Source organism: Pseudomonas tritici (assembly GCF_014268275.3).
GTDB classification, from domain to species: domain Bacteria; phylum Pseudomonadota; class Gammaproteobacteria; order Pseudomonadales; family Pseudomonadaceae; genus Aquipseudomonas; species Aquipseudomonas tritici.
In genome coordinates this window covers 1,935,117-1,955,896 of record NZ_CP077084.1, presented here as the reverse complement: position 1 = coordinate 1,955,896, position 20,780 = coordinate 1,935,117, and the positions used below count along the sequence as shown (strand labels likewise).

Here is a 20,780-nt window from a genome sequence, read left to right as displayed (position 1 = left end):
CGAGGCTGCGCGCTTTTTGCCCGCCACAATGAAAATGCCCGCATTGAGAGATGCGGGCATTTTTTATGGGGCCGCCGGGCGCTCGCTTTGCACCGCTTCAGCCAAAGCCAGGCTCAACGCCTGCAGCATGAACTCAACGAAAGGGGTTGCCTCCGCCCGCTGGTCGGCTGCCGACAACGCGGCATAGTAGGCATCCTGCTGTTCACGAATCACCGCTTCCACCGGTAGGTAAGCCAATACAGGGCGCCACTGGCTGAGGATCAGGGTTTGCCAGAGACGACCCATTCGCCCATTTCCGTCTGCAAAAGGATGGATAAATTCGAACTCGTAATGGAATACGCAACTGGCGATCAACGGGTGCCAATCCGAAACCGTCAACCATTGCAACAAATCGTCCATTAGATGCGTTACACGGCTTGCGGGCGGAGCCATGTGAACCAGTTGCTCGCCGCGATAGATACCAACACCCGCCTGTCGAAACCGACCAGCATCGTCAATCAATCCAAACATGAGCAGCTCGTGTGCCTTAAGCAGGTCCACACGATCACCGGGAATCCACTGCGGCATGGCCTCGTAAGCAGCAAATGCATTACGTACTTCCTGGATTTCTCGCGGTAAGCCCAGCACTCGCTTACCTTCCAGAACTGCGGTTACTTGTTCGACGCTGAGCGTGTTGTTCTCGATCGCCAGCGAAGCCTGAATGGTGCGAATCCGATTACCACGCCTTAACTGAGGCGTCTGACGGCTATCGTCGCCGACTGAGAGTTGACCAATCTGCTCACTGATATCGGCCACCAGGGCCAGCATCTTTGTGGTCAGGGTCAGCGGAGGTTGATAACGGCTCATGTCCTCATCCAGTTCCATAGCGAAAGACCACATGATGCCTCAAGGCCCTGATACTTCGCAGCTTCAATCAACCTCCACCCCATCACTGAACTGCAACGCCGCCAACCGCGCATACAGCGGATTGCTCGCAATCAACTGCTGATGCGTGCCCACTGCCACCAGCTTGCCTTGGTCCATCACCGCAATCCGATCCGCATTCTTCACGGTCGCCAGTCGATGCGCGATCACCAGCGTGGTACGCCCCTGCATCAATTGCGGCAGCGCTTGCTGGATCAGGTGCTCACTCTGGGCATCAAGCGCGCTGGTGGCTTCGTCCAGCAACAGGATCGGCGCGTCCACCAGCAACGCGCGGGCAATGGCCAGGCGTTGGCGTTGGCCGCCGGAGAGGCCCATGCCGCCGTCGCCGAGATGGGTCTGGTAGCCGTCGGGCATTTGCAGAATGAAGTCGTGGGCATGGGCGATGCGCGCGGCGGCTTCGACGTGTTCCGAAGTGGCTGTCGGGTTGCCATAGCGGATGTTTTCTTCGACGCTGCCGTAGAACAGCGCCGGGCTCTGGGACACCAGGGCGAAGTGACGGCGCAGGTCCATGGGATCGAGATCGGTCAGCGCGTGGCCTTCGAGCAGGATGCGGCCTTGCTGGGGATCGTAGAAACGTAGCAACAGGTCGAAAATCGTCGATTTACCCGCGCCGGACGGGCCGACCAGCGCCAGGGTTTCGCCTGGGTTGATGGTCAGGTTCAAGCCGTCGATGGCGTAGCTGTCCGGCCGTGAAGGGTAGGAGAAGCGCAGGTCCTGCAACTCCAGGCGGCCACTGACCCGCTCGGGCAATTGCACAATGCCAGCGGCCGGCGCCTGGATTTCATTGGTGGACTGCAACAGTTCGCCGATGCGTTCGGCCGCACCGGCGGCACGTTGCAGCTCGCCGAGTACTTCGCTGAGGGTGCCGACGGCGCTGCCGACGATCAGGCTGTAGAACACAAAGGCCGCCAGCTCGCCACCGGAAATGCGCCCGCTGATGACGTCCATGCCGCCGACCCACAACATCACGCCCACGGCGCCGAGCACCAGCATGATCACCAGGGTAATCAGCCAGGCGCGCTGGGTGATGCGTTTACGCGCGGTGGTAAATGCGTCTTCCACGGTCACGGCGAAGCGCTGTTCGTCCTGTACCTGGTGGTTGTACGCCTGCACGGTCTTGATCTGACCGAGGGTCTCGGACACATAGCTGCCCACATCAGCGATGCGGTCCTGGCTTTGTCGCGACAGGCTGCGCACGCGCCGGCCAAAGATCAGGATCGGCGCCAGCACCAGCGGCAGCGCCACCACCACGATACTGGTGAGCTTGGGGTTGGTGACAAACAACAGCACGATGCCACCGATGACCATCAAGGCGTTGCGCAGGAACAGTGACAGCGACGAGCCGATCACCGATTGCAGCAAGATGGTGTCGGTGGTCAGCCGCGACTGGATCTCCGAACTGCGGTTGTTCTCATAGAAGCCCGGATGCAGGTAGATCAGGTGGTTGAACACCTGCCGACGGATATCCGCCACCACCCGCTCGCCAATCCACGACACCAGGTAAAACCGCGCAAACGTGCCCACCGCCAATCCCAGTACCAGGATCATGAACAGACCGATGGACTGGTTGAGCAGGTGCGGTGACTGGGTCATGAAGCCCTGGTCCACCAGCAGGCGAATGCCCTGCCCCATGGACAAGGTAATACCGGCCGTGACGATAAGCGCCAACAGGGCGCCGAGCGCCTGCCAGCGGTAGGGCGCAATGAAACGGCTGGCCAGGCGAATCGCGCGGCGTTGACGGACTGAGAACATGGAGGGCATCACCAATGAGGAACCTGTACATCAACATTGGGGGAACTTGCGTAAATAACAATGAGTCAGGTTATTTATGCCCCCCGATGCTGGCCCCTAGAGGCTATCGGTCTAACGCCTGGCTGGAAATTTGTATCGGTTTCTGGTCGACTGGGTGTCAGAACCGCTGAACGGGTAGGGAGTTGTAACAGCCCGGTCACGGGAGGGTTTTACAGTAGGTACACAACCTGATGAGGAGACAGGCCATGACCTTGCAAAACAGCAGCGATGCCAAGATTGAAGTGATCCGCCAACCGCAGCAGCTGCCTTGCTCGTACATCGACGCTCAGGGCCGTGAAGTGCAGATCACCGAAGAGATGATCCAGCAAGCGTGCAGCGAACTGGAAGAAAAATTGGTCAAGCCTGCCCAGTAAGGCTAACGCGCCACGCTCTTGCAAACCCGGCCCTGGTGGCCGGGTTTTTTAGTGGCGTTTAAATCGTCTGCGCGCCCAATGCGGAAACGATATTGGCCAGCGCCGTCGACTCTCCGTTGATTCGCACTTTCAAACCGTCGATCTCTCGGCGTGCGGGGTAATGCTTGCGCAGCAGGTCGAAGGCCTTACGCTGTTCGTCCACGGTTCCAACAAGGCTGCGGCGGAAATCCGCATCATCGCGGCGCGGGTCGTACACGCTGCGGCACAGGGTTGCCAGCGCCCAAGCCGGTTCGGTCGACGCGTTCAAATGCACCTCGGCCAGCCACGGCGCGGGCAGCAGATCACTTAATTGGATGCTCGGCGCCTGGCCCAGGTGCGCGCAGAACGCCTGGTAAATCTGCGCCGTGCCGCGCTGCCGGCCTTCCAGGCTATAACCAGCAATATGCGGCGTGGCCAGCACGCACAGGTCCGCCAGGTCGACGTCCACTTGCGGCTCGCCCTCCCATACATCCAGCACCGCTTGCAGGTCTTCGCGCTCCAGCAGTACCTCGCGCAGGGCGGCGTTGTCCACCACTGCGCCACGGCTGGCGTTGATCAGCCAGGTGCCAGGCTTGAGTTGCTCAAGACGCTGGCGGTCGAGCAGGTGCCAGGTAGAGCCATTGCCGGATTTGGTCAGCGGCGTGTGCAGGCTGATCACATCGCATTGCTCAATGATCTGCGCCAGGCTGACGTAATCCCCGTCTTCGGCGATCTGCCGTGGCGGGTCGCAGACCAGTACGTTCCAGCCCAGGCCCTTGAGCACCTTCACCAACCGCCCACCGACTTCACCGGCACCGACCACGCCGTAAGTGCGCTGATTGAGGTCGGCGCCTTCGATTTCAGCCAGGGTCATCAGGCTGCCCAACACATAATCCACAACGCCACGGGCATTGCAGCCGGGGGCGCTGGCCCATTGGATGCCGGCCTGCTTGAAGTAGTCGAGGTCCAGGTGATCGGTGCCGATGGTGCAGGTACCGACAAAGCGCACCGCGCTGCCCTCCAACAGGGCCCGGTTGACGTTGGTCACCGAGCGCACCAGCAACACATCGGCCTGCTCGACTGTAGCGCGGTCGATGGATCGGCCGGGCACGCGGCGAATCTCGCCAATCCCTTGGAAGAATGCATCGAGCAGCGGAATATTTTCGTCGGCAACAATCAGCATGGCAGGCTCCTTTGGCGGACCGGCAGTGTACAGGGATCGCAGCCCGCGCTTACAAATCGCTAACACAGGTTTTTTCCTGACTGATGCGTCAAGGCGTAGAATCCGCCGTCCTTGCGCTGCCTTCTACTGGACACCTGTACGTGAACACTGCCACCGCCACCCTCACCCGCCCCGCCCGCATCAGCCGGGAAGTGCGCGGCCTGTTGACGCTCGCCTTGCCGATCATCATCGGCCAACTGGCCACCACGGCGATGAGCTTTGTCGATGCGGTGATGGCCGGACGCGTCAGCCCCCAGGACTTGGCGGCCGTAGGCCTGGGCAATTCGATCTGGATCCCGGTGTACCTGCTGATGACCGGCACCCTGCTGGCCACCACGCCGAAAGTCGCCCAGCGCTACGGTGCGGGCCAGTTCAGCGAGATCGGACCGCTGGTGCGACAGTCCTTGTGGCTGGCGGTGGTGGTCGGTATCACGGGAGCGCTGCTGTTGCTCTGCGCCGAACCGATCCTGCGTGCGATGAAGGTCGAGCCCGACCTGATCGCGCCGTCCATGGGCTACCTGCATGGCATTGCCGCCGGTATGCCGGCCATTGCGCTGTATTACGTGCTGCGCTGTTTCAGCGATGGCCTGGGCCGCACACGACCGAGCATGGTGATGGGCCTGTGTGGCCTGGCGCTGAACATTCCGCTGAACTACATCTTCATCTACGGTCACCTCGGCCTGCCGGCCATGGGTGGCGTAGGGTGTGGCTGGGCCACAGCCATTGCGATGTGGGTGATGATGCTCGGCCTGGCCGGCTGGACCCGCTGGGGGCCGGCCTACCAGAGCAGCGAATTGTTCAAGCGCTTCGACTGGCCGCAATGGGCGGTGATCAAGCGTGTACTGGGGATTGGCCTACCGATTGGCATCGCGATTTTTGCCGAATCGAGCATTTTCGCGGTCATTGCATTGCTGCTCGGCAGCCTGGGGGCCACGGTGGTATCCGGCCATCAGATCGCCCTGAACGTCAGCTCGCTGGTGTTCATGATCCCCTACTCCTTGAGCATGGCCGTCACCGTGCGCGTCGGCCAAGCCCTGGGCCGTGGCGAACCGCGTGAAGCGCGCTTCGCCGCCGGTGTCGGCATGGGCACTGCGTTGGCGTATGCCTGCGTGTCTTGCAGCCTGATGCTGGTGTTTCGCGAGCAGATTGCGGCGATCTACACCCCGGACCCGGTGGTGATTCACTTAGCGTCGATGTTGATCGTGTTCTCCGCGCTGTTCCAGTTCTCCGACTCGATCCAGGTCACGGCGGCAGGCGCACTGCGTGGCTATCAGGACACCCGCGTGACCATGGTGCTGACCTTGTTCGCGTATTGGGGCGTGGGGCTACCGGTGGGTTACGCCCTGGGCCTGACCGACTGGCTGGGCGAGCCGAGCGGCCCAAGCGGCTTATGGCAAGGGCTGATCGTGGGCCTGAGCTGCGCGGCGGGGATGTTGCTGGTGCGCCTGGCGCGCAGTGCACGCCGGCGCATTCGCGCAGACAAGGCGCGGGGTTAAGCGGACTTCTTGCGGATCCAGTACAGGTACGTACCGGCCTGCTCCTGCTGATCCACCAGTTCGTGGTCAAGAAACACGCAGAACTTGGGGATATCGCGGCGCGTGGACGGGTCGGTCGCGATCACCTTGAGCAAGCCGCCAGGCGGCAGGTCGCGGATGTGCTGGTGCAGCATCATGACCGGTTCCGGGCAGTTGAGGCCGGTGGCGTCCAGCACAGCGTCTACGGGCAAATCGAGGGGCTGATTCATACATCACTCCTGAAACAGACCCGCTCTCCTGTGGGAGCGGGCTTGCCCGCGATAAGGGGCACATTCACTATAAATTTCGACTGTTATACCGCTATCGCGGGCAAGCCCGCTCCCACATTTTGAACTGCGCCGTCAGCGGGTTTTGGGTTTCTTGGCAGTTTCCAACCGACGCAAATGGCAGGTCACTTCCTCACGGTCGTGGTACAGCTGCTTGCAGCCGATCTCCACGCGAATGCCGCGCGCCTTGAAACCGTCTTCGATGCGCTCCAACAAGCGCTTCACTTCGGCGTAACGCTGCTTCATCGGCAGCTTCAAGTTCACCACCGCCTCGCGGCAATGCCCCTCGCCGATCCAGGTTTCCAGCAGCGCGGCGTTACGCGCAGGCTTCTCGACGATATCGCAGACCATCCAGTCCACCGGCTGCTTGGGCACGAAGGTGAAGCCGTCTGCCATCAAATGCTGCACCAGGCCTGTGTCCATCAGGCTTTCAGCCATGGGGCCGTTGTCGATGGCAGTCACCAGCATGCCGCGGTTGACCAGTTGCCAGGTCCAGCCGCCCGGCGCTGCGCCGAGGTCGACGCCGGTCATGTCGCCGTGCAGGCGCTCGTCCCATTGGTCGCGGGGGATAAAGTGGTGCCAGGCCTCTTCCAGCTTGAGGGTCGAGCGGCTGGGCGCGTCACGCGGGAACTTGAGGCGCGGGATGCCCATCGGCCACATGGCCGAGTTGTTCGGCTCGGCCAGGCCCATGAACACTTCACGGCCGCTTTTGAAGGTCAACAGCAAGCGCGGCTTGCTCGGGTCATCCACCAGCTTGCCGGCGTTCAATAAAGCTTTGCGCAGGTGCACTTCGAATTTTTTGCAAAAGTTCGAGAGCTCCTTGCCGTCGTTGGTGTCGACCATTTCCAGCCACAGGCTGCCGCACACCGGGAAACCCTGCAAGTGAGCGAGGATCACGCTGATGCGGTCAGTTTCCGGCAGGTCGATGAATACCCCGCGCGCCCACTGCCTTGGGAAGATCAGCTCGGCAAAGCGCTGGCCGTGCATCAGGCGCTGGGCGCCGTCTTCTTCGGTGCAGACAAATTCGGCGCAAGCGCTGCCGGTCTTGGCCTTGGCGTAGCCGGAAACGTTCAGGCGCGCAGCGTGCTCCGCGATCTCGGAACAGACTTCGCCTTCAAAACCCGGACGGCAGTGCATAAAAAGGGTGTTCATTGAATCTCCTGGCAACTGGGCTTGCTGTAGCGCAAGTCCTGTCATGAAAACGCGCGCATGATAGCCGAGTTCGGAACCTTGGACTTAACGATAGAGTCCAGTTATTAGCCTGCTAATGAAAACAGGGCTAAGTTGAAAGCTCTGTTCGTCCCGTCAGGTCCGTAGCCGTGCGGACCATAAGGAGTCATGTAATGTCATCCCTTGATAGCCTGAGAACCCTTAAAATCCTACAGATCGACGACAAAACCTATCACTACTTCAGCTTGCCCGAAGCCGCCAAGAGCCTGGGTGACCTGGATAAATTGCCCATGTCCCTCAAGGTGCTGCTGGAAAACCTGCTGCGCTGGGAAGACGACAAGACCGTCACCGGCGCCGACCTCAAGGCCATCGCCGCCTGGCTCAAAGAGCGCCAGTCCGACCGCGAGATCCAGTACCGCCCGGCGCGGGTATTGATGCAAGACTTTACCGGTGTGCCCGCCGTGGTCGACCTGGCCGCTATGCGCGCCGCCGTGGCCAAGGCCGGTGGCGACCCGCAGCGTATCAACCCGCTGTCGCCGGTGGACTTGGTGATCGACCACTCGGTGATGGTCGACAAGTTCGGTAACGCCGACGCCTTCGAGCAAAACGTCGACATCGAGATGCAGCGCAACGGCGAACGCTACGCCTTCCTGCGTTGGGGCCAGAGCGCCTTCGATAACTTCAGCGTGGTGCCACCGGGCACTGGCATCTGCCACCAGGTCAACCTCGAATACCTCGGCCGCACCGTGTGGACCAAAGACGAAGACGGCCGCACCTACGCCTTCCCCGACACCTTGGTCGGCACTGACTCCCACACCACCATGATCAACGGCCTTGGTGTACTCGGCTGGGGCGTGGGCGGGATCGAAGCGGAAGCGGCGATGCTTGGCCAGCCGGTGTCGATGCTGATCCCCGAAGTGATCGGCTTCAAGCTCACCGGCAAATTGAAGGAAGGCATCACCGCCACCGACTTGGTACTGACCGTGACCCAGATGCTGCGCAAAAAAGGCGTGGTGGGTAAATTCGTCGAGTTCTACGGCGATGGCTTGGCCGACCTGCCCCTGGCCGACCGCGCGACCATTGCCAACATGGCCCCGGAATACGGCGCCACCTGCGGCTTTTTCCCGGTGGATGAGGTAACGCTGGACTACCTGCGTTTGTCCGGCCGACCTACGGAAACCGTAAAACTGGTCGAGGCCTACACCAAGGCGCAGGGCCTGTGGCGCAACGCTGGCCAGGAGCCGGTATTCACCGACAGCCTGGCGCTGGACATGGGCAGCGTCGAAGCCAGCCTGGCCGGGCCAAAACGCCCACAGGACCGCGTGTCGCTGCCAAATGTCGGCCAAGCATTCAGCGACTTCCTCGACCTGCAATTCAAACCCACCAACAAGGAAGAGGGCCGCCTGGAAAGCGAAGGTGGCGGCGGGGTTGCCGTGGGCAATGCTGACCTGGTGGGCGAAACCGACTACGAATACGACGGCCGCACTTACCGCCTGAAAAACGGTGCCGTGGTGATCGCCGCGATCACCTCCTGCACCAACACCTCCAACCCCAGCGTAATGATGGCGGCCGGGCTGGTGGCGAAAAAGGCCGTGGAAAAGGGCCTCACCCGCAAGCCATGGGTAAAAACCTCGCTGGCCCCGGGCTCCAAGGTGGTCACTGATTACTACAAGGCAGCAGGCCTCACCCAATACCTGGATAAACTCGGCTTCGACTTGGTGGGTTACGGCTGCACCACCTGCATCGGCAACTCCGGGCCGTTGCCAGAGCCGATCGAGAAAGCCATCCAGAAGGCTGACCTCGCCGTAGCGTCGGTGCTCTCCGGCAACCGCAACTTCGAAGGCCGCGTGCATCCGCTGGTCAAGACCAACTGGCTGGCGTCACCGCCCCTGGTCGTGGCTTATGCCCTGGCCGGCACCGTACGCATCGATATCAGCAGCGAGCCGCTGGGTAACGATCAGGACGGCAACCCGGTGTACCTCAAGGACATCTGGCCGAGCAGCAAGGAAATCGCCGACGCGGTGGCCCAAGTCAGCACCGGCATGTTCCACAAGGAATACGCCGAGGTGTTTGCCGGTGACGAACAGTGGCAAGCGATTGAAGTGCCGCAAGCCGCGACGTACGTGTGGCAGAAGGACTCCACCTACATCCAGCACCCGCCATTCTTCGATGACATCGCAGGTCCCTTGCCGGTCATCAAGGACGTCCAAGGCGCCAACGTGCTGGCCCTGCTGGGCGATTCGGTCACCACCGACCACATCTCCCCCGCCGGCAACATCAAAACCGACAGCCCTGCAGGCCGTTACCTGCGCGAACAAGGCGTGGAGCCACGCGACTTCAACTCCTATGGCTCACGCCGAGGCAACCATGAAGTGATGATGCGCGGCACCTTTGCCAACATCCGCATCCGCAATGAAATGCTCGGCGGCGAGGAAGGCGGTAATACGCTGTATATCCCTACCGGCGAGAAAATGCCGATCTACGACGCCGCGATGAAATACCAGGCTTCGGGCACGCCGCTGGTGGTGATTGCCGGCCACGAGTACGGCACAGGCTCAAGCCGTGACTGGGCGGCCAAAGGCACCAACCTGCTGGGTGTGAAGGCGGTGATTGCCGAGAGTTTCGAACGGATTCACCGCTCCAACCTGGTGGGCATGGGCGTGTTGCCGCTACAGTTCAAGCTGGACCAGAACCGCAAGTCGCTCAAGCTGACGGGCAAGGAGAAGGTCGACATTCTTGGGCTGACGGACGCAGAGATCGTGCCGCGCATGAACCTGACGCTGGTGATTACGCGGGAGGACGGCAGTACAGAGAAGCTAGAGGTGCTGTGCCGGATCGATACGTTGAATGAAGTGGAGTACTTCAAGGCGGGGGGCATCCTGCACTATGTACTGCGCCAACTGATCGCGTCCTAAGCAACACTGCAAATCAAATGTGGGAGCGGGGTTGCTCGCGAATGCGGTGTATCAGTCAAGTATGTATCGACTGACACTGTGCATTCGCGAGCAAGCCCGCTCCCACATTTTTGACCGCACTCCGATCAGAACAACCAGCGCCACAACAGCACCAGCACGACTACCGCCAGCACCGGCCGGGCAATCCGGTAGGCCTTGGGATGCTTGCGCTTCCACTGCTTGACCACACCACTGAACGTGTCGCTGAAGGTCTTGCTCCAGGCATACGCCTGGTTGATCCCGCCAACCCGCTCGTCATCCAGGTTCTGCGGCGCCGTCGCGCGGCCCAACTGCTTGCTGACCCAGCGATTGACGCGGGTCATCACGCGGTTGCTCAGCGGCCGCTCAATGTCGCAAAACAGAATCACACGGGTCTGCTCGGTTTCGTTCTTGACCCAGTGCACGTAGGTTTCGTCGAACATTACGTCGTCACCGTCGCGCCAAGCGTATTCCTCGCCATCAACAAAGATCCGGCAGGCGTCGGAATTCGGCGTGGACAACCCCAGGTGGTAACGCAGCGAGCCGGCAAACGGGTCGCGATGCGGGTTGAGGTGGCTGCCGCCCGGCAACAGCGCAAACATCGCGCCCTTCACGTTAGGAATGCTGCTCACCAGTGCCACGGTTTTCGGGCACAGTGCCTCGGCCGACGGCAGGGGTTTGTCGTACCACTTGAGGTAGAAACGCTTCCAGCCCTTCTTGAAGAACGAACCGAAGCCGGCGTCGTTGTTCTTTTCGGCAGCGCGGATGTAACCCTCGTCGAACAGGTGCATGGCCTCTTCGCGGATCACTTCCCAGTTGTCCTTGAGCACGTCCAGTTCCGGGAACTTGCTGCGGTCCAGGTAAGGTTTGGACGGCACCGCCGAGAACAGGTACATCAAGGCGTTATATGGGGCGAACAGCGCCGAATGGTTGACAAATTGGCGCAACATCGGCAAACGGGCCTTACCGCGCAGGTGCACATACAGCGTGCTGCCAATAAACAACAGCAACACCGACAGTTTGGCGGCCAAAGAAAAGGTCATGCAGCAACTCCTGGAAATAAGCGCCTGGCCAACAGCAGACGTAGCAGCCGGCCATGATAAACATTTGGGCCAGTATGCAGAAGGCCTAGCTTACCTGCGCTGATTCACATCAAGCCTGGTTTTCCTGTTCGGTAAACAAATCGCTGAACAGCATGCTCGACAGGTAACGCTCACCGGAGTCCGGCAGAATCACCACGATCGTCTTGCCTTGCATTTCCGGCTTCTCGGCCAGGCGCACCGCCACGGCCATCGCGGCGCCGCAGGAGATGCCGCACAGAATCCCTTCTTCCTGCATCAAGCGCAGGGCCATGGCTTTGGATTCGTCGTCGGTGACCAGTTCCACGCGGTCGACCATCGACAGGTCGAGGTTTTTCGGCACGAAACCGGCGCCGATGCCCTGGATCTTGTGCGGGCTCGGCTTGATCTCTTCACCGGCCAGCGCCTGGGTGATCACCGGCGACACGATCGGCTCGACGGCCACCGACAGAATCGGCTTGCCCTGAATGTTCTTGATATAGCGCGACACGCCGGTGATGGTGCCGCCGGTCCCCACGCCCGCGACCAGCACGTCCACGGCGCCATCGGTGTCATTCCAGATTTCCGGGCCGGTGGTTTTTTCGTGGATCGCCGGGTTCGCCGGGTTTTCGAATTGAGCCGGCATGAAATAAGTGGCCGGATCGTTGGCGACGATTTCGCCAGCCTTTTCGATAGCGCCCTTCATGCCCTTGGCCGGTTCGGTCAGCACCAATTCGGCCCCCAAGGCCTTAAGCACTTTGCGCCGCTCGATACTCATGGACGCCGGCATGGTCAACAGCAATTTATAGCCACGGGCAGCGGCGACAAACGCCAGGCCGATGCCGGTGTTGCCGGAGGTGGGTTCGACAATGGTCATGCCCGGCTTGAGTTTGCCGTTGCTTTCAGCGTCCCAGATCATGTTTGCGCCAATGCGGCATTTCACCGAGTAACCCGGGTTACGCCCCTCGATCTTGGCCAGAATGGTCACGCCACGCGGTGCGATCCGGTTGATCTGAACCAGGGGCGTGTTACCGATGGAGTGCGCGTTGTCTGCAAAGATACGGCTCATGACGGGTCCTATTTGGCAGTTTCCAGAAAGGACCAAGGGTATGCCTCACCTCTCGAAGCGTCCAGTCGGAGGAACGTTGGCGCATTCAAAACAGTCAATCTCCTAACTGTCAGGAGATCTGCACCATGAAACGTCGTTACAGTTGGCCGCTATGGACCGTCGCCGGGCTGGTGGTGGTACTGGTTGCCTTGAACATCGCGCTGCCCTATCTGGTGCGCAACTATTTGAATGAAAAGCTCGCCGACATGGGTGACTACCGTGGCGAAGTCACCGATGTGGACTTGGCGTTGTGGCGCGGAGCCTATCGCATCAATGGCCTGAAGATCGTCAAGGTCGACGGCAAGGTGCCCGTACCGTTCGTCAACGCGCCGTTGATCGAATTTGCCGTGAGCTGGCACTCGTTGTGGTACGACCATGCGGTGGTCGCCGAGGGGCATTTCGTCAAGCCGGAGGTCAACTTCGTCGACGGCGGCGCCAACAAGCAGGCGTCACAGACGGGTAAAGGCACCGACTGGCAGGAACAGTTGAGCAAACTGCTGCCGATCACCCTGAATGAAATGCGCATTGAAGACGGCAAGATTTCGTTCCACAACTTCAATTCCAAACCGCCGGTGAACATCAACGCCACCTCGGTCAACGCCAGTTTCTACAACCTCACCAACGTGGTGGACGTCAAAGGCAAGCGCGACGCACGCTTCGAAGGCAAGGCCTTGCTGCAAGGCCAGGCGCCACTGGAGGCCACGGCGACGTTTGATCCGCTGAGCGACTTTGAAGAATTCGAGTTTCGCTTCCGCGCCCGCGACCTGCAGCTCAAGCGCATGAATGACTTCGCCTCGGCCTACGGCAAGTTCGACTTCAAGGCCGGCACTGGCGACGTGGTGATCGAAGCCCAGGCCGAAAAAGGCCAACTCACGGGTTACATCAAACCGCTGCTGCGCAACGTGGAAGTGTTCGACTGGAAGCAGGACGTGGAGAACAAGGACAAGAACATCTTCCGCTCGATCTGGGAAGCCGTGGTCGGCGCCAGTGAGACGGTGCTGAAAAACCAGAGCAAAAACCAGTTCGCCACCCGCGTCGAGCTCAGTGGCAGCGTGCACCAGCAGGATGTCAGCGCGTTCTCGGCCTTTATCTCGATTTTGCGTAATGGATTCATCCAGGCATTCAATGCGCGATATGAACAGCCCAAGCCCTCAGCGGATTAGGCCTGACTGACCATTCAGAGACTGAATAGCCCGTCTGCGTTCACAGTCGCCGGGGCTGCGCGGTATAGTCCGGCCATTGATGAATTCGAGGAAATACCGATGAAGTTCGAAGGCACCCAGGCCTACGTTGCCACCGACGACCTGAAACTGGCCGTCAACGCCGCCATCACCCTGGAGCGGCCGCTGCTGGTCAAGGGCGAGCCTGGCACGGGCAAGACCATGCTTGCCGAGCAACTGGCCGAATCCTTCGGTGCCAAGCTGATCACCTGGCACATCAAGTCCACCACCAAGGCCCATCAGGGCCTCTACGAGTACGACGCGGTCAGCCGCCTGCGCGACTCGCAACTGGGCGTGGACAAGGTGCACGACGTGCGCAACTACTTGAAGAAGGGCAAGCTCTGGGAAGCCTTCGAGTCCGAAGAGCGGGTAATCCTGCTGATCGATGAAATCGACAAGGCCGACATCGAGTTCCCCAACGACCTGCTGCAAGAACTCGACAAGATGGAGTTCTACGTCTACGAAATCGACGAGACCATCAAGGCGAAGAAGCGCCCGATCATCATCATTACCTCCAACAACGAAAAAGAGCTGCCGGACGCGTTCCTGCGCCGCTGCTTCTTCCATTACATTGCCTTCCCCGACCGCACCACCCTGCAAAAAATCGTCGATGTGCACTACCCCGACATCAAAAAAGACCTGGTCAGCGAAGCGCTGGACGTGTTCTTCGACGTGCGCAAAGTACCCGGTCTGAAGAAAAAACCGTCCACCTCCGAACTGGTCGACTGGCTCAAACTGCTGATGGCCGACAACATCGGCGAAGCCGTGCTGCGCGAGCGCGACCCGACCAAGGCCATCCCGCCGCTGGCCGGTGCGCTGGTGAAGAACGAGCAAGACGTGCAGTTGCTGGAGCGTCTGGCGTTCATGAGCCGTCGCGGTAATCGCTGATGCTGCTCAACCTGTTCAACGAGATGCGCGCCGCCAAGGTGCCGGTGTCGGTGCGCGAGCTGCTCGACCTGATCAACGCGCTGAAACAGCGCGTGACCTTCGCCGACATGGACGAGTTTTACTACTTGGCCCGGGCGATATTGGTGAAGGACGAGCGGCATTTCGACAAGTTTGACCGCGCCTTCGGTGCGTATTTCAACGGCCTGGAAAAACTCGACGACCACCTGCAGGCACTGATCCCCGAAGACTGGTTGCGCAAGGAGTTCGAACGCTCGCTGAGCGATGAAGAGCGCGCGCAAATCCAGTCCCTCGGCGGCCTCGACAAGCTGATCGAAGAATTCAAGAAACGCCTGGAAGAACAGAAGGAACGCCACGCCGGCGGCAACAAGTGGATTGGTACCGGCGGCACCAGCCCGTTCGGTTCCGGCGGCTACAACCCCGAGGGTATTCGTGTCGGCGATGCCGGCAAGCGCCAGGGCAAGGCGGTGAAAGTCTGGGACCAGCGCGAATACAAGAACCTCGACGACCAGGTCGAACTGGGCACGCGCAATATCAAGATCGCCCTGCGCCGCCTGCGCAAATTCGCGCGCCAGGGTGCGGCGGAAGAGTTGGACATCGACGGCACCATCGACCACACCGCCCGCGATGCCGGGCTGTTGAATATCCAGATGCGCCCGGAGCGGCGTAACACCATCAAGCTGTTGCTGCTGTTCGATATCGGCGGCTCGATGGATGCCCATGTGAAAATCTGCGAAGAGCTGTTCTCCGCGTGCAAGACCGAGTTCAAACACCTGGAGTACTTCTACTTCCACAACTTTGTGTACGAATCGGTGTGGAAGAACAACCTGCGCCGCACGTCCGAACGCACGTCAACCCAGGACCTGCTGCACAAGTATGGCGCTGATTACAAAGTGATCTTTATCGGCGACGCGTCGATGGCGCCGTATGAGATTACCCAGGCGGGTGGCAGCGTTGAGCACTGGAATGAAGAGCCGGGGTATGTGTGGATGCAGCGTTTCATGGCCAAGTACAAGAAGCTGATCTGGATTAACCCGTATCCGAAGGACACCTGGGGGTATACGGCGTCGACGGGGATTGTGCGGGAGTTGGTCGAGGATCAGATGTATCCGTTGACCCTGCGGGGGTTGGAAGAAGGGATGCGGTTTCTCTCCAAATAGGCGGCGTATTCACCGACGCCATCGCAGGCAAGCCAGCTCCCACAGGAGAATGCATTCCAACGTTGAAATGCATTCAAATGTGGGAGCTGGCTTGCCTGCGATGCTGTTAGCACTCTGCAAAACGCTGCAAAAAGTCGATGTGCTGCCGATGCGCCGTCTCCTGCACGACCGGCGCCAACCTCACCTTCTCCCCCGGCAAACACTGCGCCAGCCGCGCCAGCGACAGCGGCGTCAACGCCCCCAGGCGCGGATACCCCCCAATCGTCTGCCGATCATTAAGCAACACAATCGGCTGCCCATCCGGCGGCACCTGGATCGCCCCCAGCGGAATCCCCTCGGAAATCAGCGACGGCCCTTGATACTGCAACGGCGTGCCCAGCAAGCGCATGCCCATGCGGTCAGCACGACTGTCGAGGGCCCATTCGGTGTTGAACGCGTCGAACAGGCTTTGGCCGCTGAACTGGCCGATCTGCGCGCCGACAATCACGTCCAGCGGTTTACCGGATGGCCCCTCCGGGGCACTCAGCACCTTCATTGCACCGCCTGTACCGGAATAGGCCAAGCGCCCGCCTTCGGCCAGCGCCTTGCCAAAACCGTCTACCCCGCCCAATTCCTCGCGCACAACGGTGGCGCAGCTGCCGAGCACATCCGGCGCATCAAACCCGCCCGGTGCTGCCAAGTACGCCCGCGCCCCACTGAAGGGCTGGGTGAAGCGCAAACGCTGGCCCTTTTGCAGGATAAAACTGCGGCCGGGGCTGATAGCGCGCTCGTCGACATACGCGCCCAGGTCCGCACCGGCCAGAGCCAGCAGGCAATAATCCTCGGCTTGCACGGTAAGGCCGCCGAGGGTGATTTCCACCACTGGCGCGTCCAGTGCGTTGCCCAGCAGCCAGTTGGCCCAGGACATCGACACCCAATCCAGCGCGCCGCCCTGGGTCACGCCCAAGTGGCGCACGCCAAAGCGACCGGCGTCCTGCAGCAGGCACAGCGGCGTGCTGGCCTCGATGATCAAGCGACTCATGCCTGCGCCTCCAACGGCGTGTCATCGCCACCTAATTTGATGAATTGGGCGTGATCGACCGGTTCAAAACGTACGGTGTCGCCCGGCTGCATCAGGCTGTAGCCGTCGCGATCGCGGTCGAACAGCTTGGCCGGGGTGCGGCCGATCAGGTTCCAGCCGCCCGGGGATACCACCGGGTAGGCGGCAGTTTGCCGTTCGGCGATGCCCACGCTGCCGGCTGCCACGCGCTTGCGCGGGGTGCTGAGGCGTGGCGTGGCGAGGATTTCATCCACCAGCCCCATAAAGGCAAAGCCAGGCGCGAAGCCAAGGGCGAACACCTGATATTCGTGGGCACTGTGGCGGCGGATCACGTCGTCGATGGCCAGCCCGCTGCGCTGGCTGAGCAAGGTCAATTCCGGGCCGACGCTCAGGTCGTACCACACCGGCAGCACGTGGCGCTGGCCGCCGCCCTGGGCTTGCGTTTGCAGGTCGGTGAGGGCGTGAGTGATCAGCTCCCGTGCCTGGGCTGGGCTCAATGCGCAGAGGTCGTAATGCACCATCAAGGTGGTGTAGGACGGCACCAGGTCCACCAGTGCCGCGCCAAAAGCGCTGCGCAGGCGCTGCGTAGCCGCGAGCATCCACGGCATATTGGCTTCGGCGATCACATCGAACAGACGCACCATCAGGCCGTCAATGGCCACCACTTCAATCCGTGGCTTCATGCTGGTTTCAACGCCTCGCGGATGCGCTGTACCGCCGCGACCGAACTGGCGTTGTCGCCGTGCACGCACAGGGTATTGGCCTGTAAGACCAGCGGGCTGCCGTCGCTGGCGGTGAGTGCTTCGCCACGGGAAATGGTCAGGGCCTGCTGCACGATGGTCTCGGAATCGTGGTGCACCGCGCCGGGCAACTGGCGGGACACCAGATGGCCATTGTTGTCGTAGGCCCGGTCGGCGAAGGCTTCGAACCACAGGGTCACCCCATATTCGTTACCCAACGCCTGGGCCACGCTGTTGTCGCGAGTGGCCAGCAGCATCAGCGGCAGCTCGCCATAAGCGGCGACGGCCTGGATCACGGCGCGCAACTGCACAGGGTTGGCCATCATGTCGTTGTACATCGCGCCGTGGGGTTTGACGTAGCTGACCCGCCCGCCTTGCGCCCGGCAGATACCTTCAAGGGCGCCGATCTGATAATGCAACAGGTCCTGGATTTCCTGCGGCGTGTAAGCCATGGAGCGACGGCCGAAGCCTTGCAGGTCCTGGTAGGCCGGGTGCGCGCCGATTTGCACGCCGTGCTTGAGCGCCAGGCTGACGGTTTTGCGCATGATGCTCGGGTCGCCGGCATGAAAGCCGCACGCCACGTTGGCGCAATCAATGAACGGCATGACCTCGGCGTCCAGACCCATGGTCCAGTTGCCGAAGCTTTCGCCAATATCGCAATTCAGTAGCAAGCGGCTCACGGTAGGTGCTCCTGTAGGCTTTGTTTTTTTGTAGTGTGGGATTTTTTACGCAGAACTCGCAACTTGTCCTGACACCCCAACGGCGCTTATCGTGGAATAGCTCGATTTTTGGCGCTGGCCCGGTGCGGCGTCCAACTAATAAAAACCGATCCATGCATAAGAAAAAGTTGATCCCATGAATTTGAAGTTCCTCGAAACCTTCGTCTGGGTGGCCAAGCTCAAGAGCTTCCGCCTGACCGCCGAGAAGTTGTTCACCACCCAGGCCTCGATCTCAAGCCGCATTGCCGTGCTGGAAAGCGAGCTGGGGGTGAAGTTGTTTCTGCGCGACTCTCGCGGCGTGAGCCTGACCCCGGAAGGCTTGAAGGTACTCGATTATGCCGAGCAGATGATGGTGACGATGCAGGGGTTGAAGCAATCCCTGGAGACCACCAGCAGCAAGGTCGGGCGCATCCGCATCGGCGCCATGGACACGGTGATCCACACGTGGCTCAGCCCGCTGGTGGCGGAACTGATGGACCATTTCCCATTGGTAGAAATCGAATTGGTCGCCGATACCGCGCTGAACCTCAGCGATCAGCTGCAAAAAGGCTTTCTCGACCTGATCCTGCAAACCGACCTGCTGCGCCTCGAAACCGTACGCAGCCTGGAGCTTGCCAGCCACCCCATGGCCTGGATCGTCGCCAGCCAGTCGATCTACAACCGGGATTACGCCTCCCTCGCCGAACTGGCCCAGGAGCGCATCATCACCTACTCGAAAAATTCCCACCCGCACCAGGACGTCATCAGCCTGATGCAGGCCAACGGCGTGGCCGCGCCGCGGATGAACTGCGTGAACTCGGTGTCGGCGATTACCCGCTTGCTGCGCGATGGCTTTGGGATTGGCGCGTTGCCGCCGGTGCTGGTCAGCGAAGAGCTGGCGCGCGGGGAATTGGTGATGTTGCCGATGGCGCAGCGCTTGCCGAACTTGCAGGTGGTGGTGTCGTGGCGCGTGGGGGTGGAGTTGGTGGAGGAGATTGTGGGGTTGTGTCAGAAAGTCGTTGCCCGCTATGCCGGGGTAGTCGGCGAGGAGCGGATGGTGCTGGCTCAACTCGATTAAAACTGTGGGAGCTGGCTTGCCTGCGATAGCCATCGGTATCTACACATTCTAAATGTGATATCGCGTAGCAGCTGTCGAGCCTTGGCGAGGCTGCGTTTGCGGTCTGTCTGATACACCGCTGACGCAGCCTCGCCAAGCTCGACAGCTGCTACGCAGAGACTCGCTATACCTCTGCGGCCAGCTCCCACATTTGACCGCGTCGGTCTTTAGAGGCCTTTGAGGTCACGCTCTTCAATCGGCCGGCTCTGGCGCAGGCGCTTGCCGCCCAACACCACCCAGTCGATCAGGCGGAACAGGCATTCGATGCCAAACGACAACAGCATCGCCCCGCCCAACCCCCAGCCCATGGCTTCGGGAGTCAGCAGGATCTGGTAGCTGTAGCCATTCCAGGTTTCCTGGCGAATATCCGGGTCCGCCGCCACCGCCACTTGCAGGGCGCGGATGTACCAAGGCCCTTGCATCGCCTGGAACTGCTTATCCAACGCCACTTGGCGGTCAAGCATGGCGCCCAGGCTGTTGGCGTCGCTCTGGAACACAGGATCATCGCTGGCGCGGTAATGCGCCACCAACGCCTGCAAGTCACCGTTGAAGAACTGCCGCGCGGTGGTTTCGAACCCGCTCAGGCCCGTCTGGGCCTCGATCAGGTGAGCCTCGACGCGCTTGGCGTAGTCGTTGATAAACCCGGGCACTTGCACGCCGACCAACAGGCCGATGGCAAACAGCACCAACCGCAGATAACTGAGCAACATGGTCGATATCCTTACTCGGTGATGCCCTGGCTGACGCATTCACCGCGTCGCCACAGGCTCCATTGGCCCGGTTCGTAACGGGTCCAGTTTTCGTTGTCGGTCAAAGGCTCGGTGGCGATCACGGTGACGACATCATTGGGTGTGGTTTCGGCCTGAAAATCGACGATCACGTCGACATCTTTCAAGCGCGCCGGCCCAAAAGGTGCGCGGCGGGTAATCTGCGCCAATTTGGTCGAGCAGTAGCAAAACAGCCAGTCGCCATCGCTGAGCAGGCAGTTGAACACACCTTTGCTGCGGTACTCGGAACAGGCGGCAATCAGGTCCGGCAAGACTTTCTCAATCTCCACCGGCTCAGGAAAGGCTTCGCGCACGCGATTGAGCAAATCGCAGAACGCCGCTTCGCTGTCGGTATCGCCCACCGGGCGGTAGAACGTGGCGCGGGGATTGAAGTCTGCCAGCTGGCCGTTATGCGCGAAGCACCAGTTGCGCCCCCACAGTTCGCGCACGAACGGATGGGTATTGGCCAGGCTGACCTTGCCGACGTTGGCCTGGCGAATATGGCCAATCACCACTTCACTTTTGATCGGGTAACGCTGCACCAGCAACGCGACTTCCGACTCACTGCTCGCGGCCGGGTCCTGGAACAAGCGCAGGCCACGCCCTTCATAAAACGCAATGCCCCAACCGTCGCGGTGCGGGCCGGTGCGCCCACCGCGCTGCATCAGCCCGGTAAAGCTGAACACGATGTCGGTGGGGACGTTGGCACTCATGCCCAATAATTCACACATGCC

General features: G+C 60.8%; 18 protein-coding genes and 1 pseudogene. 7 read left to right on the top strand and 12 right to left on the bottom strand.

Annotation, left to right across the window (positions count from 1 at the left end; translation table 11 throughout):
• Window positions 1–81: 81 nt before the first annotated feature.
• Together HU722_RS08735 and HU722_RS08730 are read right to left on the bottom strand one after the other, a co-directional pair.
• Window positions 82–846: pseudogene (locus HU722_RS08735) on the bottom strand (Fic family protein); the annotation flags it as partial.
• Window positions 847–909: 63 nt separating this feature from the next.
• Window positions 910–2,685 (bottom strand): ABC transporter transmembrane domain-containing protein, encoded by a 1,776-nt coding sequence (locus tag HU722_RS08730; protein WP_186754391.1) that lies wholly within the window; start codon window positions 2,683–2,685, stop codon window positions 910–912.
• Between the two features lie 236 nt (window positions 2,686–2,921).
• Here HU722_RS08730 and HU722_RS08725 point away from each other — a divergent pair, with 236 nt between their 5' ends.
• Window positions 2,922–3,089: a PA1571 family protein gene (locus HU722_RS08725; RefSeq protein ID WP_175403047.1), complete on the top strand. Its 168-nt coding sequence runs from the start codon at window positions 2,922–2,924 to the stop codon at window positions 3,087–3,089.
• Window positions 3,090–3,147: 58 nt separating this feature from the next.
• Here the strand turns inward: HU722_RS08725 and pdxB are convergent, their stop codons facing one another.
• Window positions 3,148–4,290: a 4-phosphoerythronate dehydrogenase PdxB gene (gene pdxB / locus HU722_RS08720; RefSeq protein WP_065946149.1), complete on the bottom strand. Its 1,143-nt coding sequence runs from the start codon at window positions 4,288–4,290 to the stop codon at window positions 3,148–3,150.
• A 140-nt stretch (window positions 4,291–4,430) separates the two neighbouring features.
• On the opposite strand from pdxB, the gene HU722_RS08715 reads away from it, so the two are divergent.
• Window positions 4,431–5,825 (top strand): MATE family efflux transporter, encoded by a 1,395-nt coding sequence (locus tag HU722_RS08715; RefSeq protein WP_065874827.1) that lies wholly within the window; start codon window positions 4,431–4,433, stop codon window positions 5,823–5,825.
• Here HU722_RS08715 and tusA read toward each other — a convergent pair.
• Together tusA and rlmM are read right to left on the bottom strand one after the other, a co-directional pair.
• Complete coding sequence (tusA, locus tag HU722_RS08710) at window positions 5,822–6,073, bottom strand: sulfurtransferase TusA (RefSeq protein ID WP_065874826.1); 252 nt, start codon at window positions 6,071–6,073, stop codon at window positions 5,822–5,824. The genes HU722_RS08715 and tusA overlap by 4 nt on opposite strands.
• Before the next feature lie 132 nt (window positions 6,074–6,205).
• Window positions 6,206–7,282 (bottom strand): 23S rRNA (cytidine(2498)-2'-O)-methyltransferase RlmM, encoded by a 1,077-nt coding sequence (rlmM, locus tag HU722_RS08705; protein WP_065874825.1) that lies wholly within the window; start codon window positions 7,280–7,282, stop codon window positions 6,206–6,208.
• A gap of 191 nt (window positions 7,283–7,473) precedes the next feature.
• Between rlmM and acnA the strand changes: the two genes are divergently transcribed.
• Window positions 7,474–10,215 carry an aconitate hydratase AcnA gene (gene acnA / locus HU722_RS08700; protein ID WP_186754390.1) on the top strand — a complete coding sequence of 914 codons (2,742 nt, stop codon included), beginning with the start codon at window positions 7,474–7,476 and terminating at the stop codon, window positions 10,213–10,215.
• A gap of 125 nt (window positions 10,216–10,340) precedes the next feature.
• Here acnA and HU722_RS08695 read toward each other — a convergent pair whose 3' ends face one another.
• Entirely contained in the window at window positions 10,341–11,276 is a 936-nt protein-coding gene (locus HU722_RS08695) for an aspartyl/asparaginyl beta-hydroxylase domain-containing protein (RefSeq protein WP_065874823.1), read from the bottom strand.
• A gap of 109 nt (window positions 11,277–11,385) precedes the next feature.
• The gene (gene cysK, locus HU722_RS08690; protein WP_065874822.1) at window positions 11,386–12,360 is read right to left on the bottom strand and encodes a cysteine synthase A; all 975 of its coding nucleotides are present in this window, start codon (window positions 12,358–12,360) and stop codon (window positions 11,386–11,388) included.
• A 125-nt stretch (window positions 12,361–12,485) separates the two neighbouring features.
• Between cysK and HU722_RS08685 the strand changes: the two genes are divergently transcribed.
• The 3 genes from HU722_RS08685 (at window position 12,486) to HU722_RS08675 (ending at window position 15,685) form a co-directional block, all read left to right on the top strand.
• Window positions 12,486–13,562 (top strand): DUF748 domain-containing protein, encoded by a 1,077-nt coding sequence (locus tag HU722_RS08685; RefSeq protein WP_049709445.1) that lies wholly within the window; start codon window positions 12,486–12,488, stop codon window positions 13,560–13,562.
• A gap of 99 nt (window positions 13,563–13,661) precedes the next feature.
• Entirely contained in the window at window positions 13,662–14,507 is an 846-nt protein-coding gene (locus tag HU722_RS08680; RefSeq protein WP_003210690.1) for an AAA family ATPase, read from the top strand.
• Complete coding sequence (locus tag HU722_RS08675) at window positions 14,507–15,685, top strand: vWA domain-containing protein (RefSeq protein ID WP_049709446.1); 1,179 nt, start codon at window positions 14,507–14,509, stop codon at window positions 15,683–15,685. The genes HU722_RS08680 and HU722_RS08675 overlap by 1 nt, the downstream gene beginning before the upstream one ends.
• Window positions 15,686–15,791: 106 nt before the next feature.
• Here HU722_RS08675 and HU722_RS08670 read toward each other — a convergent pair whose 3' ends face one another.
• The 3 genes from HU722_RS08670 to HU722_RS08660 are packed head-to-tail and all read right to left on the bottom strand — an operon-like array spanning window position 15,792 to window position 18,144.
• Window positions 15,792–16,706, bottom strand: coding sequence for a 5-oxoprolinase subunit C family protein (locus HU722_RS08670; RefSeq protein ID WP_065910453.1), 915 nt, complete (start codon window positions 16,704–16,706; stop codon window positions 15,792–15,794).
• Window positions 16,703–17,407 carry a 5-oxoprolinase subunit B family protein gene (locus HU722_RS08665; protein WP_186754389.1) on the bottom strand — a complete coding sequence of 235 codons (705 nt, stop codon included), beginning with the start codon at window positions 17,405–17,407 and terminating at the stop codon, window positions 16,703–16,705. Before HU722_RS08665 ends, HU722_RS08670 begins: the two co-directional genes overlap by 4 nt.
• Window positions 17,404–18,144 carry a 5-oxoprolinase subunit PxpA gene (locus HU722_RS08660; protein WP_065874819.1) on the bottom strand — a complete coding sequence of 247 codons (741 nt, stop codon included), beginning with the start codon at window positions 18,142–18,144 and terminating at the stop codon, window positions 17,404–17,406. The genes HU722_RS08665 and HU722_RS08660 overlap by 4 nt, the downstream gene beginning before the upstream one ends.
• A gap of 175 nt (window positions 18,145–18,319) precedes the next feature.
• Between HU722_RS08660 and HU722_RS08655 the strand changes: the two genes are divergently transcribed.
• The gene (locus HU722_RS08655; RefSeq protein ID WP_065874818.1) at window positions 18,320–19,240 is read left to right on the top strand and encodes a LysR family transcriptional regulator; all 921 of its coding nucleotides are present in this window, start codon (window positions 18,320–18,322) and stop codon (window positions 19,238–19,240) included.
• A gap of 206 nt (window positions 19,241–19,446) precedes the next feature.
• Here HU722_RS08655 and HU722_RS08650 read toward each other — a convergent pair whose 3' ends face one another.
• The gene (locus HU722_RS08650; protein WP_049709451.1) at window positions 19,447–19,989 is read right to left on the bottom strand and encodes a DUF2937 family protein; all 543 of its coding nucleotides are present in this window, start codon (window positions 19,987–19,989) and stop codon (window positions 19,447–19,449) included.
• An 11-nt stretch (window positions 19,990–20,000) separates the two neighbouring features.
• Window positions 20,001–20,777 carry a class II glutamine amidotransferase gene (locus HU722_RS08645; protein ID WP_065874817.1) on the bottom strand — a complete coding sequence of 259 codons (777 nt, stop codon included), beginning with the start codon at window positions 20,775–20,777 and terminating at the stop codon, window positions 20,001–20,003.
• Between the last annotated feature and the right edge of the window lie 3 nt (window positions 20,778–20,780).